Annotated in this window: 17 protein-coding genes; 4 read left to right on the top strand and 13 right to left on the bottom strand. The window is 33.6% G+C overall.

Going from position 1 to position 17311, the window contains the following annotated elements:
• Positions 1 to 260: 260 nt before the first annotated feature.
• A complete protein-coding gene (locus LPB248_RS05920) occupies positions 261 to 1019 on the bottom strand; it encodes a methyltransferase domain-containing protein (protein WP_177210628.1) in 759 nt (252 codons plus the stop codon).
• Positions 1020 to 1247: 228 nt separating this feature from the next.
• Between LPB248_RS05920 and LPB248_RS05915 the strand changes: the two genes are divergently transcribed.
• Positions 1248 to 2660 (top strand): APC family permease, encoded by a 1413-nt coding sequence (locus LPB248_RS05915; protein ID WP_177210627.1) that lies wholly within the window; start codon positions 1248 to 1250, stop codon positions 2658 to 2660.
• 64 nt (positions 2661 to 2724) lie between these two features.
• Here LPB248_RS05915 and LPB248_RS05910 read toward each other — a convergent pair whose 3' ends face one another.
• From LPB248_RS05910 to dinB, 6 genes are all read right to left on the bottom strand, one after another.
• Positions 2725 to 3135 carry an MFS transporter gene (locus LPB248_RS05910; protein WP_177210626.1) on the bottom strand — a complete coding sequence of 137 codons (411 nt, stop codon included), beginning with the start codon at positions 3133 to 3135 and terminating at the stop codon, positions 2725 to 2727.
• 160 nt (positions 3136 to 3295) lie between these two features.
• Entirely contained in the window at positions 3296 to 3757 is a 462-nt protein-coding gene (locus LPB248_RS05905; protein WP_177210625.1) for a DUF1810 domain-containing protein, read from the bottom strand.
• Positions 3758 to 3914: 157 nt separating this feature from the next.
• Entirely contained in the window at positions 3915 to 4541 is a 627-nt protein-coding gene (locus LPB248_RS05900) for an alpha-ketoglutarate-dependent dioxygenase AlkB family protein (RefSeq protein WP_177210624.1), read from the bottom strand.
• A 40-nt stretch (positions 4542 to 4581) separates the two neighbouring features.
• Positions 4582 to 5961: an exonuclease domain-containing protein gene (locus tag LPB248_RS05895; protein ID WP_177210623.1), complete on the bottom strand. Its 1380-nt coding sequence runs from the start codon at positions 5959 to 5961 to the stop codon at positions 4582 to 4584.
• Positions 5962 to 6081: 120 nt separating this feature from the next.
• Positions 6082 to 9135 (bottom strand): DNA polymerase III subunit alpha, encoded by a 3054-nt coding sequence (locus LPB248_RS05890; RefSeq protein WP_177210622.1) that lies wholly within the window; start codon positions 9133 to 9135, stop codon positions 6082 to 6084.
• A complete protein-coding gene (gene dinB, locus LPB248_RS05885) occupies positions 9135 to 10316 on the bottom strand; it encodes a DNA polymerase IV (RefSeq protein ID WP_177210621.1) in 1182 nt (393 codons plus the stop codon). The genes LPB248_RS05890 and dinB overlap by 1 nt, the downstream gene beginning before the upstream one ends.
• A gap of 90 nt (positions 10317 to 10406) precedes the next feature.
• Between dinB and LPB248_RS05880 the strand changes: the two genes are divergently transcribed.
• Genes LPB248_RS05880 through LPB248_RS05870 form a run of 3 tightly spaced genes read left to right on the top strand, consistent with a single transcriptional unit; the run spans position 10407 to position 12203 of the window.
• Positions 10407 to 11180: an XRE family transcriptional regulator gene (locus tag LPB248_RS05880; RefSeq protein ID WP_177210620.1), complete on the top strand. Its 774-nt coding sequence runs from the start codon at positions 10407 to 10409 to the stop codon at positions 11178 to 11180.
• Positions 11181 to 11210: 30 nt separating this feature from the next.
• Positions 11211 to 11738, top strand: a complete 528-nt coding sequence (locus tag LPB248_RS05875) for a hypothetical protein (protein WP_177210619.1) — start codon at positions 11211 to 11213, stop codon at positions 11736 to 11738.
• A gap of 12 nt (positions 11739 to 11750) precedes the next feature.
• Positions 11751 to 12203 (top strand): GNAT family N-acetyltransferase, encoded by a 453-nt coding sequence (locus tag LPB248_RS05870; protein ID WP_177210618.1) that lies wholly within the window; start codon positions 11751 to 11753, stop codon positions 12201 to 12203.
• 9 nt (positions 12204 to 12212) lie between these two features.
• Here the strand turns inward: LPB248_RS05870 and LPB248_RS05865 are convergent, their stop codons facing one another.
• The 6 genes from LPB248_RS05865 to LPB248_RS05840 form a co-directional block, all read right to left on the bottom strand.
• Entirely contained in the window at positions 12213 to 12734 is a 522-nt protein-coding gene (locus LPB248_RS05865) for an exonuclease domain-containing protein (RefSeq protein ID WP_111283388.1), read from the bottom strand.
• A 76-nt stretch (positions 12735 to 12810) separates the two neighbouring features.
• Entirely contained in the window at positions 12811 to 13572 is a 762-nt protein-coding gene (locus LPB248_RS05860) for a phosphatase PAP2 family protein (protein WP_177210617.1), read from the bottom strand.
• Positions 13573 to 13715: 143 nt separating this feature from the next.
• A complete protein-coding gene (locus LPB248_RS05855) occupies positions 13716 to 14015 on the bottom strand; it encodes a type II toxin-antitoxin system RelE/ParE family toxin (protein WP_177210616.1) in 300 nt (99 codons plus the stop codon).
• Positions 13997 to 14233: a hypothetical protein gene (locus LPB248_RS05850; protein WP_177210615.1), complete on the bottom strand. Its 237-nt coding sequence runs from the start codon at positions 14231 to 14233 to the stop codon at positions 13997 to 13999. The genes LPB248_RS05855 and LPB248_RS05850 overlap by 19 nt, the downstream gene beginning before the upstream one ends.
• 58 nt (positions 14234 to 14291) lie before the next feature.
• Positions 14292 to 16007, bottom strand: a complete 1716-nt coding sequence (locus tag LPB248_RS05845) for a sensor histidine kinase (protein WP_177210614.1) — start codon at positions 16005 to 16007, stop codon at positions 14292 to 14294.
• An 88-nt stretch (positions 16008 to 16095) separates the two neighbouring features.
• A complete protein-coding gene (locus LPB248_RS05840; RefSeq protein WP_177210613.1) occupies positions 16096 to 17220 on the bottom strand; it encodes a sensor protein KdpD in 1125 nt (374 codons plus the stop codon).
• Between the last annotated feature and the right edge of the window lie 91 nt (positions 17221 to 17311).

Genomic DNA, 17311 nt, shown 5'->3' with positions numbered 1-17311 from the left:
AATAAAAATTATCTTATAGTTTTACTAAAAATTATGACGTTTAAATGGAAATATTTCTATTTAGAATGTTTTTGTTTAAGTATTTGGGGTTTAGTTTGTTATTTTTTTTAATTATATTATTGTATTCGTTTTGAGATTAAAAAATGAATTTTTAATCTAATTTGAAGGAAGGAAAAAGAGTAAATAGGCGTGTTAAAATAACACATGAAAAAACTTGCTTTTTGTTTAAATATTGAAACTGTATAATTTGAATCGTTTCATTAAAATGTAGCATAAATAATTAATCGTCTAAAAGCATAAATGGACGGAACAATAGGAAAGTAATTATCTATTCTTTTCTTAAATTCAGCTGTTAAGATTGCAAATTCGTGTTCTTTTAGCCTTTCTTGATAAACAGTTAAGGCTGAGCCTGAAATAAAGTCAAAAAAAGCATCCTTTTGATTCGAAATTATCGGATATACTTTTTCATAAAGGACTAAATCTTTGCCGCCATTTTCAAAAAGAATTCTAGCGTATTTATCTAAAGTTAAAACAGGAGAAGGACGTGTCCAATTTTTGAGATTGGAGGCAAAAGGCTCTTCCTGTACCAATTGCAAAAGAATTTTATTGAGAATGTTTTCATTTTGTTGCGGCATCTGAACGGCCAATTGTCCGCCTGGATTTATTCGGGAGATAATTTTCGGAAAAAGTTCGTTGTGATTATCAATCCATTGTAAAGCCGCATTCGAAAAGATCAAATCCCATTTGGTTTCGTCGTTGATTTGTTCTAAGATCGTTTTTTCTTTAAATTCAAGATTTTCTTGCACTGGAGCTTTTGCCAACATTTCGGCAGAATTGTCAATGCCAAGAACAAACGGATTTGTTAGTTTTTGATGCAGTTTTTGGGTAAGTTCACCCGTTCCGCATCCGAGATCTATAACTTTCAAATTGGGTTTGTCAACAATATGACTTGTAAGATCGTCAAAAGGTTTAGAACGTTCTTCTTTAAACTCATTGTATTTTTTCGGATCCCAAGTCATGATATTGTTTTTATTTTAAAAATAAGGAAAAATTTCTTTAATCCTTTGTGTAAAGGATAGAAAGATAGAGTGAAAAGGCTCTTCAAAAGGATACGCCCAAAAGATTTTAATAAAGATTTGGGGCAAATATTGATAAATATGGTCTTTTTTAAGAATTTATGGAATTAAGAATTTAAAGATTAAGATTTCAGAAAAAAGTATATCTTTAGCCAACCTAAACCAATAAAAATGCAAGAAAACGACCAAGAACATTTTAAAAGAGAACTCGGACTTTTAGACGGAACCATGCTTGTGGTTGGCTCTATGATTGGATCCGGGATATTCATTGTAAGCGCCGATATTGCCCGACAAGTAGGCTCGGCAGGATGGCTTACACTAATCTGGCTTTTGTCCGGATTTATTACAGTTGTCGCAGCAGTTAGCTATGGCGAATTGAGTGCGATGTTTCCAAAAGCTGGTGGACAATACGTTTACTTGAAAGAAGCTTATAACAAACTAATTGCCTTTTTGTACGGATGGAGTTTTTTTGCAGTTATTCAGACTGGAACTATTGCGGCTGTAGGAGTAGCTTTTTCTAAATTCGCAGCTTATTTGTATGAACCGCTTAGCGATGAAAATATTCTTTACGAATTGGGAGCTTTTAAACTGAATGCAGCTCAGCTTGTCTCAATTTTGACTATTATAATTCTGACTTTCATTAATAGCCGTGGTGTAAAAAATGGAAAAATTCTACAAACTGTTTTAACGATAATTAAAATTTTATCGCTTCTTGGATTAGTTGTTTTCGGATTAACACTTGCTGCGAAAGCTTCTGTTTGGGATGCAAACTGGGCAGACGGATGGAGCACAAGAACATTTGACAAAGAAAGCGGATCATGGCTGCCAATTAGTGGAACAGCTTTAATTTCTGGAATTTCGGCTGCAATGGTTGGATCTTTATTCTCTAGTGATGCTTGGAACGGTGTGACTTTTATCGCTGGTGAAATTAAAAATCCTAAACGAAATGTAGGTCTTAGTCTTTTTCTAGGAACTTTTATTGTAACCTCTCTATATGTCGTAACAAATCTTATGTATTTGGCTGTAGTTCCGTTTGATGAAATAGCAACAGCAAAGTTCGATCGTGTTGCAGTTGTGGCTTCAGATTATATTTTTGGAAATATCGGAGCCTTGATTATCGCAATTATGATTATGATTTCGACTTTTGCTTGCAACAACGGATTAATTATGGCGGGTGCGAGAGTATATTATACAATGGCAAAAGACGGTTTGTTTTTCAAAAAAGCAGCTGTTTTAAATAGTTCGAGCGTTCCTGCTTGGGCACTTTGGGCGCAGTGTATTTGGGCTTCGGCTTTGTGCTTGACAGGCAAATATGGAGATTTGCTTGATTTTGTAATTATCATCGTATTGATTTTTTATATTCTGACCATCTACGGAATTTTCATTTTAAGAAAAAAGATGCCAGATGCAGAAAGACCTTATAAAGCATTTGGATATCCATTTTTACCAATGCTATATATTGTTGTAGCGTCGGCAATTTGTATTTCGTTACTAATTACAAAATTCTCTACATGTGGTTGGGGAGTGTTGATTATGTTAACTGGAATTCCAGTTTATTACTTAACGAAACCGAAAGAAGAATAGATTCAAAAATTTCAAATTTTATCTATAAAAAAGTGCCTTTTATTGCAAGGCACTTTTTGTTTTTTTAATTGTTTGTATTCGATAAATCATTGTCAATTCTCTCTGTGGTAGGTCTGAGAAATATCAGATAAACTAAGATCAGAATTCCAAATAATATAAAATCGGGTTTTAAAATTAAAATCAAAAAAGCGGCGCCTTCAAGAACCGCCCATCGCATAATAGAGGCAGCTTGATATATTGGCATTTTATATTCGAGTTTTAACTTTGGATCAATCTGCTTTAATTGTGTTTTAAATAATATATTGCTTAAAACAATTGCTAGAATCGGAATAGCAAGATATATTATTGAAGCTGTATCAATGACAGGTACATGTAGCGTTTCAAGTGAAAGATCTCCAATAATGTAATAAGCGATGATGGTTCCTGCACAAATGGCGAGATGGATAATTTGTAAAGTTTTGATTTTTTCATTCATGGTTTGGTTTAGATTTGAGGTTAACTTTATGCAAGTTAAGATTAATTACTTTTAAATAAACAGTTTATGATATTGGTTTTAGTGAATAGTATAGCCATAAACAAAAAAAAGACACTATAATTAGTGTCTTTTAAATGTAAATAATCGTTGTAAACTCAGGTTATATTTCAACCGGCTCATCAACAGATTTTATAGTTGAATTAATAATAGACAAAGTAAGCGGATCGGTTTCTCCAGAGAAGAAAGCCTCCAAAATTTCCTGAAATATAGGATTTGCATTTTCTACCAATGAAAATAAAGTCATGCAAGAACGTAATTTTCGTGCATCTAAGTCACCAAAAATTCCATCAGCCGATTTCATCTTAAAGGTTAATAATAACTCTGAAATTTCAATCAAATGTTTTCCTAAAATAGGATGCTCCAAATAATCTGTAGCTTCTTTTAAATCATTAATGGCATAAAGATTTGCAGTATCACTTTTACCCAATCCTTTAATTTGAGGAAAAATAAACCACATCCAATGCGTCTCTTTTTTCCCCTTTCCGATTTCAGAAAGAGCAGTAAGATAAAGTTTGTTTTGCGCATCTAAGAAGCGCGCTAAATCGTTGTTTGAATAAGCCATTACGGTATTATATTTTTTTAAAAGGTTGCAAAAATAGTAAAAAAGGAAGGTTCAGCCTAATAAAACGTTCATACAATCAGTATTTTAACTTTTTTCGACAGAATTTTCCTCATAGGGATTAAGCTAATAAATCAGCTAGTTTTTAGTTCTGAATGTATTACGTATTACGTTGCGTTTGTCTGAATGTTAAATTTATTCTGGGTAAAACTTTACGTGCCGTTTTCGGAACATGATGCTGCCAAAAACTATTCGTAGTTCCCGCCATCAGTAGAAAAGAACCATGATGAAGCGGAATTTCAACTAACGGAATATCCTTTCTAAATTTATGGCGAAGTTTAAACATTCGGGTTTCTCCAAAAGTGACCGAGGCTATAATAGGATCTTTACCAGATTTGTCTTCTCGGTCGCTATGCCAGCCTACACCGTCTTTTCCGTTTCGATATAAATTTAACAGAAGACTGTTAAAATCAAGCTGAGTTTCTTTCTCCACGCGGCCTCTGATTTTTAACAATTCATACGTCCAGTCAGGTCCGTTTGGATCTGCCCCTTCGTTGTCTTTATCTTCATACCATGCAATCATTCTGGGAACAGTATAGGTTTTATCATAAATTTCCATTTCATATTCTCTCCATTTCGTTTTGCGCAGTATTCTTTCATAAAAAGAATCTGATTCTTCTTTACTGAAGAAATTTTCAATCAGAATTAGTTCGCAATCTGGAAGATCAAATATTTTTTTACCTCCGTGTCCAGTGGTAAATAATTCGGTGTCGGTAAATAGTGTCATAATTTTGATTTTTACAGCTCTATTTTTCTCTAATTTGATTTTAGACTAAGAAATGCTTTTTAAAGAATACTTTTCTAGGATGCTTTTCTGCATAAGAAAAAATCAGTTGCTCAATGTATTGATTGCTTTTATAAGGCGTAACATAATTTTTTACGTCTGAAGGCTCATGAATTGAAACATCTGAAGGAAGATATCCCATACCATAAAAATGTCCATTTTCAATCCAAATGCAACTGCGTTCTTCTTTTGATTTTCCTTTGTCGATAATGGCAAAAGAAGGTCTGTTATTCAATAGATAATCAATGGCATTATCGACTTGTGCATTATGCATTATAGCTTCGGGCAGACTTTGCACATTATTATTGTAGAAAAACTCTCCGTCCTCAGATTTTGAATATTTGCAGAAACGATGATCGATTTCAAAACGTTCAGCAAGGTTTCGAAGTAAATTAATGCCTTCATGCAAACTACTGAATTCGTGAATGCAAACCTGAAATTTACTCACTTTTCCAATGGCAAGATATTTATAGCCATTTCTAGCTTCGTATTGATAAATCCCAAATTTGGCTTCAAAACGTTTTAAAGCCCTGTTATAAGTTGGCCAGAGTTTTTTGATTTCGGTACATTCTAAAAGAAGCGCCATTAATTCGGTAGCGCAGATTTCAAAAGAAATTCCGTGAATATCTCGTAAAAAGTGCTGTCTTTGCGGATTTATATTGTTACCAGTAAAATGAGATGCTACACGTTTCTTTACATTGATGGCTTTTCCAACATAAATCACTTTTTTTTGCTGATTATAAAAGTAATAGACACCTGGTTTTTCAGGCAAATTATTAAAGTCATCAGGTGGAAGATTAGGAGGCAAACGCTGATCTTGTGCTGTTTTTTTGATCATTTTCTCGATTTCTCCGGCGTCATCCCATTCTAATAAAAGTGAAAAAAGCAAAGCAGTTGCATCGGCATCTCCGCCGGCGCGGTGTCTATTTTCTAAATTGATATTTAAAGAATTGCAAAGATTCCCTAAGCTATAAGAACCCAATCCCGGTTTGATTTTTCGTGCGGCACGAACGGTGCAAAGTTTTTTAGCAGACCATTTGAAACCTGACTGTTCCAACTGATGATGAACGAATGAATAATCGAAATTGACATTATGTGCAACGAAAATACGATCAGTAAGCATTTCCAAAACTTTCTCTGAAATATCATCAAAGATTGGCGCATTGGCTACCATTTCGTTATTAATACCCGTTAATCCAAAAATAGAAGGAGGTATGTCCTGTTCAGGATTTACAAGTGTTTCATAACGATCTAGCACATTTTTACCATCATGAATAATGATCGCAATTTCTGTAATGCGGCTGCCACTGGCATTTCCTCCTGTGGTTTCAATATCGACTATAGCATATTCCGTATTTTTCATCTTTATATAACGTAAGTTGTTCTTTAGTTATTTAAAATTTAACACATAGATTTAAAATTAAAATTGGCATCTCTACAAGCTAATAAACTATTTTTCTATGTGTTAAATCATTGTACTTATTTAAAATTTCATTCGGTGTCTCGGCAGATTAATTTCATGTCCTTGCGGATAAGGCGCACGATGCGTCAAACTCACATCTTCTTTTATCTGATTTTGTGTTCTGTATTGATCTTTAGAATCCATATAACGAGGATCTGGAATAAAAGGCATCTTAGCCATTTTTAGAATCGTAATGGTAGGAAAATGGTAATCAACCTCAACATTTCCTAACAAAAGATAACAGCCTCCTCCCTGAAACGGATGTTTAGCAAGACTATCTGGAAAATGTGCTGTATCAAAATAAGTGCCTTCATGATCGATCCAAGTTCCAAAATACATGATGCCTTTTTTTGTTGGTACGTGTTTTCTGGAAATGAGATACGCCAGCATTCTGACTTGTTTTTTATGATATTGAACCAAATCTTTCGCCATGACATCTCCACGGTGTTTGGTTTGTAAAAGATCAAAAACAGTACACGAAACGGGGAAACTTAAAAGCTCAATTTCATCAAAAGCATCTTCAAAAATGGAGCGTTCCAATTTTGGAAGCTTGTATTCTTTAACGGGTTCTTGCAGTAATTTTAAATCTCTATTTTCAGGTTTAAAATTATTCAACAGCAGACTGGCAGTTACCAAAAGCTGATTTTTTGTTTTTCCTGTAAAACGAAAAGCATCAATAAAAATGAGAGTTTTAACGCCTTCAATTCCAATTGGAATTCGATTGATAAAATCTTCCAGAGAACTAAAATCTCCTTTTTTATTTCGGTCTTCTTCAATCAAATGAGTGATTTTAGATTCCAGACTTTGAATGTGCATAAAACCTAAATAAATATCGGTACCATATAAAGTCGTTTGATATTCGCTTTTATTCACACACGGATTATGAATCGTTCCGCCAGACATTCGCGCTTCATGTACATATACTTCGGTTCTGTAAAATCCGCCTTGATTGTTGATTACCGCTGTCATAAATTCCACAGGATAATTGACTTTCAAGTATAAACTCTGATAACTTTCAACTGCATAAGAAGCTGAGTGTGCCTTGCAAAAAGAATATCCTGCGAAAGATTCAATTTGGCGATAAATTTCCTGACTCAAAGTTTCAGGATGCCCTTTTTGAGCACAGCTCGCAAAGAAATTATCTTTTACTTTTTGCAACGCTTCCAAAGATCTTCCTTTTCCCGACATGGCACGACGAAGAATATCGCCGTCAGGAGCGGGAAGTCCGCCGTAATGCTGGGCAATTTTAATGACATCTTCCTGATAAACCATAATGCCGTACGTTTCACCGAGATGTTCCCTGAAAACTTCATGAAAATACTCAAATTGAGTTGGGTTATTATGACGGAAAATATACTCTTTCATCATTCCCGATTGTGCTACTCCAGGACGAATGATAGATGAAGCGGCGACAAGAATTTTATAATTATCGCAATTTAAACGGCGCAGTAAACCACGCATAGCAGGGCTTTCGATATAAAAGCAGCCAATCGTATGGCCTTTTGCTAAATAAGTATTGCAAACCGCTTCGTCTTTAGAAATCGAAGTATCTCGAATATTAACTTTTATGCCTCGGTTTTTGGCAATCAGTTTTACGCTGTCATCAATATGTCCTATGCCTCGCTGACTTAGAATATCAAATTTGTCGAAACCAATTTCTTCGGCAATGTGCATATCAAAAAGTACGATTGGAAAACCTTTTGGAGGCATTTCCAGAGGTGTATAATTCGTAATTGGTTCTTCAGAAATCAGAATTCCACACGCATGCATACTTCGTTGGTTGGGATATTTCTGCATCATTTTTCCGTATTCCTGAACCAGTTTTACAATTTTGTTTGTTGGATGAAGTTCTTCCGGATTTTTTGCCAAAAGATCTAATTCTTCTTTAGGAAGTCCGAAAACTTTTCCAACTTCTCTAAAAATAGAACGGTATTTAAACTCGACATTTGTGCCGCAAAACGCTACATGATCTTTGCCATATTTTTTGAAGATATATTCCAGAATTGTGTTACGTTCCTGCCAGCTCCAATCAATATCAAAATCAGGTGGTGTTTTACGGTTGAGGTTTAAAAAACGTTCAAAATACAAATCGAGTTCTATGGGACAGATATCGGTAATTCCGAGACAATAGGCAATGATGCTGTTGGCACCGCTTCCGCGACCAATGTGCATAAAACCTTGGCTATTGCTATATTGAATAATATCCCAAGTGATTAAAAAATAACCGCTGAATTCTAATTCATCAATAACTTTTAATTCTTTTTCGACGCGAGCTTTTGCTTCAATATTTTCGTTTCCGTAACGTTTGTAGAATCCTTCCCAAGCCAATTCGGTTAGTTTTTCTAAATCTTTTTGACGGTTTTCAGTATAAAACTTTTTATTTCTTTTTGCTGAAAAATCATATTGAAAATTACAATCGTCAATGATACGTTGTGTATTCAAAATGATTTCAGGATATTTTTCATAAAATGGCAGAATCGATTCTACAGGTTTCATTACATCAGAAACTTTGCAATAATCAGCTTCTGTAAGTTTCGATAAAATAATATTCGTATCAATAGCACGAAGTACTTTATGCAGATTGTATTCTTTTTTATTTCTAAAAGTTACAGGTTGTAAAATCACCATTTTGGAGATTTTATTTTTATGTTTTGAAGTCAGAAGACTCGAAACTTCTTCAGGACGAACTCCGATAAATTCATTTTCAAAAAGTGTTTCAGGAGCATTTTCTAAAGTATAGATCACAAAAACCGATTCGAATTTTGGAGCACGCAAAGGCAAAGTTTCTCCGCTGAAATTATATTCAGTTAAAAAGCGATTCATTTCAGCTAAACCTTCAGCATTTTTAGCGAGGCCAATATATCGGAATTCATGATTGTATCGAAATTCCATTCCAATCAAAGGTTTAATTCCTTTTTCCTGACACGCTTTTATAAAATCGTAAATTCCGGTAACAGTATTAATATCGGTCAATGCCATTGCTTTTATACCATGTAAAACGGCTTCGGCAATCAAATCCTTAAGCGGAATCGTGCCGTAACGTAATGAATGATAAGAATGGCAATTGAGATACATTATTTCTTGCGTTTTAAAATTTCGTCTTTAGTATTTGGTTTAAAATGAGCTCCAGCACAGCGCATTACGGCATCAAAACCATAACGGCTTTTCATTTTATCCATCGCTTCATAAAGTGATAACATTTCCTGAGTATCTTCAAAAAGATCAATTTGATAAGTGCCTCGAACCAATCCGCTAAAGCGAACGCCAATCAAACGCAGGCGCATACGACGCTGATAAACTTTCTCAAAAAGTTCTATTACGTTTTTAGTCAAAATATGATCGGCTGAAGTATAAGCTACTCGGCATTGTTTGGTTTCAGTATCAAAATTGGCGTAACGTATTTTAACGGTAACAGTCGAAGTCAGCCATTGTTCTGCACGCAGCTGAAAAGCCAGTTTTTCGACCATTCCTAATAATATTCTTCTGAGTTTTGCAAGATCGATAGTATCTTGCGAAAAAGTCGTTTCAGTAGAAATGGATTTTCTTTCGGTATAAGGTTCAACAGGAGTATGATCGATTCCGTGCGCTTTTTTCCAAAGTTCGAGACCATTTTTACCAATCATTTGCTGTAAAACCTCAGCAGGCATTTCTGCCAAAGTCTGAATTTTACGAACGCCAATTCGAGATAAAAGCTGAAAAGTCACAGAGCCCACCATTGGGATTTTCTGAATCGAAAGCGGATTTAAAAAGTCCTGAACTTTTTGTTCCGGAATTTCAAGATTCCCAACAGGTTTGCCCTCTCCTGTTGCAATTTTAGAAACGGTTTTGTTGATGGATAATGAAAAACTGATTGGAAGTCCGGTTTCCTTAATGACTTTTTGAGCCAGTTCATTTGTCCATTTATAACTGCCATGAAATTTGTCCATTCCGGTAATGTCCATATAAAATTCATCGATGCTCGCTTTTTCTAAAACAGGCGCTTTTTCCTGAAGAATTTCGGTAACATCATGAGAAAGTTGCGAATATAATTCCATGTCGCCTTTCATCACTTTTGCGTCAGGACAAAGTTTTAATGCCATACGAATTGGCATCGCAGAACGCACTCCATATTTACGGGCTTCATACGAACAAGAGGCCACAACACCGCGGTCTCCGCCACCTATAATAAGCGGAATTCCATTGAGTTCAGAGTTGGTGCGTCTTTCGCAGGATACAAAAAAGGTATCCAAATCCATATGTACAATTGCCCGTGCCATTTTTTCCTTTTGTTTTTGTATGGAACAAAATTAGCACAGGTGATAACATTTTTTTGTATATTTGCTGTTCCAAATTATAACAAATTAATTATGTCCTTATTTTCAGACAACATCAGAGCACTAAGGGTTAAGCATAAAATATCACAAGAAAAATTAGCTGAAAACCTAAGTATTACAAGAGGAAGATACGTGAAATACGAAGACGGAACTTCGGAAGCACCGTATGACATTTTAAAGAAGATTGCATTATATTTTCATATGAGTATCGACTTGATATTATCTGTCGATATCCGTAAAATTGATGTGCAAAATTTGATAAAACTGGAAGGCAACCGACTTATTTTACCCATTCAAGTGGATAGTTTTGGAGAAAATTTTATTGAAATTGTATCTCAAAAAGCAAAAGCAGGTTATCTAAACGGATATGCTGATCCAGAATATATTGAAAGCTTACAGCAGATTACTCTTCCGTTTTTAGGTCCTGGAAAACACCGCGGATTTCCCGTTGAAGGCGATTCAATGCCTCCACACGAAGATGGTTCGATTATTATTGGCCGTTATGTAGAAAAGCTGGGAGAGGTGATGGACGGCAAAACCTATATTCTGATTACTAAAAATGAAGGAATGGTTTATAAGCGTCTCAATAAAAACAAAAAGAATAGTTTGGTTTTAGAATCTGACAACAGCTTTTATCCGAATTATGAAGTGAAAGCTTCTGATATTTTGGAAATATGGGAATACGAATGCAATATCGGCCGTTCAGACAAAAAACAAGAAACGACAGAAACTGGAGAAATGAAAGATTTACTTTTAGAATTGAAAAGGGAAGTTCGAGAGATTAAGAATAATACTTCGAATACTTAGAGGGGCATTAACTATAAAAATTAAAAATTAATGATATTTATTGTTTATACAGGCACAGTAAGTTTTATAACAAGAACAGAATTAACACTTGCAGAGTGGGATAAACGATTTTATAATTTTTTAAGAGTTGTTGGTTTTATTAGTGATGAAGAATTTCTGGATGAACTACGATTTTCATATCGTGTTGATGAAAAAACTGTTGAAGAGATTAATGAAATAATAAATAAAAAGAATTTTATCAGTATTAGAATTACAAGCAAAGCTTTTGAAGGCTTTCGATATGCTGAAAACTATTTAGATTTTACTACTATAGAAGGGCAGATTTTATATTTTGAAGATTGGAATTTTATATTTCGAGTGTTTGATGAAGAATATTTTCTTTGGTGTTTTTTAGGCGGAATAGCAGATGTTCAAAGAGAAATTAAATTAAGCGAAGAGGATATCAAAAGATATAAAGAAATAGGTTTAGCGCAGATAGATTATTTGATTGATAATTTACAGAAAATGGATTCAATCGAATATGAAAAAGCAATTGCCGAAAATAGGAAATTACTTTAAATAGATACTTTAATGAACATCCAAAAAGCTAAAACAGAAGATCATATTCGTTTAACGGAAATTACCAAAAAATCAAAAGCGTATTGGGGATATTCGGATGAGCAAATGGAGAAGTGGAATAATAATCTAACAATCACAACAATAGATTATATCGAAACAAATCCTGTTTTTAATTTGGTTCATGAAAATCAGATTATTGGATACTATTCTTATTTAAAATTAGAAAACAATCAGGTAAAATTGGACAACTTATTTATTTTACCTGAATATATAGGGAAAGGATTTGGTTCTTTTTTAATGAATGATTTTTTGGAAAGAATGCGAAATGAAAAATGTCAAAAAATCATTTTAGATTCAGAACCAAATGCCGAACAATTTTACCAGAAAATCGGATTTATAAAAATCGGAGAATTTGAAACTTCAATAAAAAATAGATTCATGCCGATTATGGAAATGAAGCTATAATTCGGGAGTTTATTTTAAATCAATTTTCAATTGCATTTCATTTTTCATATGCAATAACGCTTCAGCATTTCCCATGGCATCATCAACGGGATTATGCGTATGTTCCGTTTTTCGAAGATGTTTCCATTGAGCAAAAGTATCATTTACTAAACCACAGTATAAATCGCCTATTCTTCTTGATGAATATCCAAAAGGATTTCTATTTAAAAAATGATGGAAATACCAGCAGATAAACATCCAGTCAAAACCATTATTATCGCTAATAAATATTGGCCTTCCTTTTGAATTTTCTTTTATCCATTCTTCAAAATTTAGCATCACCGTTTTAGGATCATCAAACTCTAAAGTTGTTTCTCTGTCGAAACCTGAAATTGCTAAAGCTTGCGGATCAAACTTATCGGAAATAGGTTTCAGTTTGCCATAAAATGTTTTGTCTAATTTGTCATTTACAATGACGGCACCAAAGGATATCATAGAATAATCTCCCGGAATCGGCCCATCTGATTCGATATCTACAACTATATAACTCATTTAATTTTTGATTTGTTTTTCTAACAAACTTAAAATATTAAATAAAGAATAATAGCATTTTAGAACAAATTATAAATTAAAAAACCTTCGCAAATCCTAATCCATATTGCTGTCCATTATAAAAAGGCATTATCATAGAAGTAGATTTATTTTCGGCTGATGATTTGAATAGCTTTTTAGTAATATATGGATTAATCCAATATGCAATTTTGGTACTTAAAATCCCGATTCCAGCTCCAGCAGCAACATCAGTTAACCAATGGCGGTTGTTGTAAATTCTAAATAATCCCGTTCCTGTTGCAACGGCATAACCAGCAATTCCGTACCAAATCGATTTATCTTTATATTCTTGATATAAAAATTCGGCACCCATAAACGCAGTTGCAGTATGTCCGGAAGGGAAGGAGTTATTCGAACTTCCGTCTGGTCTTTCTTCGTGTACAATCGATTTTAAACTCAAAACCGTTGTAGCCATAATTGCATACGAAGTTATAAGTATTACAGAACGGTCGCGCATATTGTTCTTACCCTTTACACCAAAAGCATTTAAAGCATAAACCGATACTGCAGGCGCATATTGCGAAAAGTCATCAATGGTAATTTTGTTATCAATATCTTCCGTGACCTCATTTTTGATTTGTGAATTAAAACTCAGCAATTGATCACTTTCAAGTCCAATAACACCATATCCAATTAATACACCCGGAATGATCAATTGTTTGTAATTGAATTTTAGCTGATGTGAAGTACTGTCAATTTTTGTAATCGAATCGTTTTGCTGTGCATTTGCAGAAAAAAATCCGAGTAGAAATACCAAAAAAATAGCTTTGAAGGACATCTTTATTTTTGTTTTTGTTGCAATAATAACGAATCTCTAAATGAACTATTTTTCGCTTAATTGAACCTTAAGCGAATATTAATTTCTTGGTTTTAAATGGGGTATTTGAATTAAGATTGACTAAACACTTAGATAGTCAATTACTATTTTATTTTTCTTTTTTCAGGATTTTGACGATTGTCCCAAAAAGATATTATTTCTATTTGATCGTTATTAATCTCATAAAAAATCAAATAGATTTTCATTGGAATAACACGAGTAATTTTATTAGAAGTAAGCCTTCCTATGAACTCATTATTAAAAAGAGCTTCTAATAAATCTTCAACTTCTTCAAGAATTTTTAAGCTGTAATCAGAATTTCCATTCCTTAAAACATAAAACTCAAGAACATTAGAAAATTCAAGTTTAGCAAGATCAGACCAGATTATTTCTTTTTTAGCCATTCTCTCATCTCTGAAATTACATCTTCATTTTTATGAAATTCGCCATTTTTTATTTGATTCCGACTTGTTTCAATAGAAGATTGCTGCTCAGGATTTAATTCATATAAAGACTGTTCTGAAGAATCAAAAATAGTTTGAAGCGCTTTTAAAAAATTCATGTCTTTAGAATCTCTAATTCTAGAGATTAAATTTTCTTTTATTTGCGCTGTCATGTCCATGTCAAATTCTTTTAATACTCAAAATTAAAGATTTATTTTCAAAATACTGTTAAATAATTTATACTTTCAACGAAAACCAAAACGTACTTCCTAATCCCAAATTACTTTCAACCCCAACACTGCCATTTTGAGCTTCAATAAATTCTTTACTGATTGCTAAACCTAATCCTGTTCCAGATTTCTGACTTCCTGGAACTTGAAAATATTTGTCGAAAACTCTGTCTTTATATCTTGTGTCAATTCCTTTTCCGGTGTCGATAACCTGAAAAACCATTTGATTATTTTCTTCTTTTAATTTAATGAGAATCGTACTCTTTTCAGACGAATATCTGATGGCATTAGATAAATAATTAATCAAAACCCAGCCCGTTTTTTCGGCATCGGCTTTTACGTTTTTGAGGTTTTCATCGGCATCAACAACTAACTGAATTTGTTTTTGATCTGCCTGAACTTTTACAGCTTCTACAGCATATTTTATAATTTCATGCGGATTGCTTTTACCAATATTCAGCTGAATATTTCCAGTTTCCAATTGTGATAAATTGAGTAATTCACCCGTGATTTTCAACAATCGTTGACTATCATCTTTTATACTTTCAACCAATTGTTTCTGATCGTCGTTCATATCGCCCGTTTTTCCATTTTCAAGCAATTGAAGACTTAATTTTATAGAGGCAATTGGCGTTTTTAATTCGTGCGAAACGGTGGCAATAAAATTCGTTTTAGCAAAATCCAATTCTTTAAAAAGCGTAATATTTCGCAGAATAATTACATCACCAATATTAATTTCTTTTTCTTCGCCAGTTGGCGTTATGGTTATGTTGTGAATCTCTTTTTCGAAATAACTCTCTTTTCCGTGCGCATAAATTTTAAGAGGCTGTTTTTTAGGAGTTTCAGTTTCTTTCAGAATTAAAGAACGAATCAAATCATTAGAAACGGCTAATTGAGAAGTAGGTTTTCCAATAATGTCTTCAGATTTTAGACCAATAATTTTCAGTGCTTCATCATTCGCAAACAAAACAATTCCTTCGTTATCCAAACCAATAATAGGATCGTTCATATTATTGATCAGAGTTTCTAGTCTTTTTTTCTCAAAAAGAAGTTTATAAACATTGCTGTCATGATATTCTTCAAGCTTTTGTGCCATCGTATTGAATGATTTTGCAAGATCACCAAATTCGCTATGGCTCGTAAAATGAACTCTTTCAGAATAGTTTTTATTCGCAATTTCTTTAATACTCAGCGTTAATTCTCTAATCGGATTGGCAATGTTATTAGGTAGATTAACCAATAAATTAAAAGCAATCAGAAAGCATAAAGTTCCCACAATGGCGATCGATAAATTAGCTGTTTCAGCCGAATGTTTGGCAATGTCACTTTTCTGTTTTATAGCGTCAAGATTCAGCTTCATAATTGCAAAAATGTCTTGACGAATCTGCACTTTTATAGTTTCGTTAGAATTGTTTTTGGACAAAAGAGCAAAACTCGCTTTAAGTTTTTCAGTAGCTTGTTTTTCGCCTGGTTCAGTGATATTTTGAGTCTGCTTTTCGAGATTCTCCTCAAAACTCTGAATCGTTTCTGTTGAGCCCGATTTCATTCCATCTAAAGCAAAAATCATGTTTCTAGAATATTCCAACGTATTGTAATTGGATTTCAGAATATTCTCGGTGTCTTGCTTAATCAAAAAAACAGAATAAGCACTCACTAAAGAGAGAATGATGATCATCAAAAATAACAATCCAACACCCAGATTCAATTTGGTTTTAATTCTCATATTTTATTTTTTGTGTAAAATGTTGTTTGTAAGATGTGAAACGTAAAATGTAAAAGAAAATCACATTTTACAAAAAACATCTCACATTTTACGAGAGTATTACAAGATCAACATTTGACAAAGACAGTTTGTTTAGCAAACGTCTAAAAATTGTTGTAGACAAAATTACTTTAAACAAATTAAAATGTGGTTTCCCAATACACACAGTTGTAATTTGTTTTTCTTCTACCGTTGTTAAAATAGCATCTGTAATATTTGAATTTTCCAGTTTAATAACTTCCGCACCTAATTGCACAGCGAGTTTAAAGTTATTAATTAAATGTCTTTGTTTATCAAGTGCAATCCTATTGCTGCTTTCTTGTGGAGTTTCTACATACAAAACATACCAAGAACCATTATAATAACTGGCTAATCTTGCTGCTTTTCTAATTATAATTTTGGCTGTTTTATCATTGCTGCTTATGCACGCCAGTAATTTTTCATGTCGTAAAGCATGCAGATTAGGAACTTCATTTTCAACTTTTCGAACCACCTGACTTGCGACTTCTTTTAAAGCCAATTCACGCAATTGCAGAATTTGTTCCGATTTGAAAAAGTTCGCTAACGCGGTCGGAATTTTATCTGCCGTATAAATTTTTCCTTCTTTCAGACGTGCAATCAAATCTTCTGATGTCAAATCGATATTTACAACCTCATCAGCCAATCGCAAAACATTGTCGGGAATGCGTTCCTGAACATCAATGTTAGTAATTCTTTTTACGTCTTCATTTAAACTTTCAATATGCTGAATATTAACCGCCGAAATTACATTTATTCCAGCTTCTAGAATTTCTAAAACATCTTGCCAGCGTTTTTCGTTTTTGCTTCCTTCAACGTTCGTATGCGCCAATTCATCAACAATAACCACTTCCGGTCTAAGGTTGATGATCGCCTGAACATCGAGTTCTTCGAGTTCTTTTCCTTTATAAAAAATGGTCCGTCTCGGAATTATCGGCAAACCCGCTAATAATTCATGCGTTTCCTTTCGCATGTGTGTTTCGATGTAGCCAATTTTTACATCGATTCCGTTTTTCAATAACGAATGCGCTTCCTGAAGCATACGAAAAGTTTTGCCCACACCGGCGCTCATACCAATGTAGATTTTAAACTTCCCCTTTCGTGATTTCTGAATTAAATCGAGAAAGTGCTGTGCGTTATTATTTTCGTTTTCCATATTTTTTGCCATGAAGGCGCTAAGTCACAAAGTTTTTTTTTAGCCACGAATTCACGAATTTTATTTAAAATAATTCGTGAATTCGTGGCGA

Origin of the sequence: Flavobacterium sp. LPB0248 (assembly GCF_013388355.1) — a bacterium.
In the GTDB taxonomy this organism is placed as follows: Bacteria; Bacteroidota; Bacteroidia; order Flavobacteriales; family Flavobacteriaceae; genus Flavobacterium.
This window is presented reverse-complemented; position numbering and strand designations above follow the sequence as displayed.

Bases quoted from the DNA above. Each gene is read 5' to 3' on its own strand.
- LPB248_RS05920 (WP_177210628.1), bottom strand. From the start codon at position 1,019: ATGACTTGGGATCCGAAAAAATACAATGAGTTTAAAGAAGAACGTTCT.
- LPB248_RS05915 (WP_177210627.1), top strand. From the start codon at position 1,248: ATGCAAGAAAACGACCAAGAACATTTTAAAAGAGAACTCGGACTTTTA.
- LPB248_RS05910 (WP_177210626.1), bottom strand. From the start codon at position 3,135: ATGAATGAAAAAATCAAAACTTTACAAATTATCCATCTCGCCATTTGT.
- LPB248_RS05905 (WP_177210625.1), bottom strand. From the start codon at position 3,757: ATGGCTTATTCAAACAACGATTTAGCGCGCTTCTTAGATGCGCAAAAC.
- LPB248_RS05900 (WP_177210624.1), bottom strand. From the start codon at position 4,541: ATGACACTATTTACCGACACCGAATTATTTACCACTGGACACGGAGGT.
- LPB248_RS05895 (WP_177210623.1), bottom strand. From the start codon at position 5,961: ATGAAAAATACGGAATATGCTATAGTCGATATTGAAACCACAGGAGGA.
- LPB248_RS05890 (WP_177210622.1), bottom strand. From the start codon at position 9,135: ATGTATCTCAATTGCCATTCTTATCATTCATTACGTTACGGCACGATT.
- dinB (WP_177210621.1), bottom strand. From the start codon at position 10,316: ATGGCACGGGCAATTGTACATATGGATTTGGATACCTTTTTTGTATCC.
- LPB248_RS05880 (WP_177210620.1), top strand. From the start codon at position 10,407: ATGTCCTTATTTTCAGACAACATCAGAGCACTAAGGGTTAAGCATAAA.
- LPB248_RS05875 (WP_177210619.1), top strand. From the start codon at position 11,211: ATGATATTTATTGTTTATACAGGCACAGTAAGTTTTATAACAAGAACA.
- LPB248_RS05870 (WP_177210618.1), top strand. From the start codon at position 11,751: ATGAACATCCAAAAAGCTAAAACAGAAGATCATATTCGTTTAACGGAA.
- LPB248_RS05865 (WP_111283388.1), bottom strand. From the start codon at position 12,734: ATGAGTTATATAGTTGTAGATATCGAATCAGATGGGCCGATTCCGGGA.
- LPB248_RS05860 (WP_177210617.1), bottom strand. From the start codon at position 13,572: ATGTCCTTCAAAGCTATTTTTTTGGTATTTCTACTCGGATTTTTTTCT.
- LPB248_RS05855 (WP_177210616.1), bottom strand. From the start codon at position 14,015: ATGGCTAAAAAAGAAATAATCTGGTCTGATCTTGCTAAACTTGAATTT.
- LPB248_RS05850 (WP_177210615.1), bottom strand. From the start codon at position 14,233: ATGGACATGACAGCGCAAATAAAAGAAAATTTAATCTCTAGAATTAGA.
- LPB248_RS05845 (WP_177210614.1), bottom strand. From the start codon at position 16,007: ATGAGAATTAAAACCAAATTGAATCTGGGTGTTGGATTGTTATTTTTG.
- LPB248_RS05840 (WP_177210613.1), bottom strand. From the start codon at position 17,220: ATGGAAAACGAAAATAATAACGCACAGCACTTTCTCGATTTAATTCAG.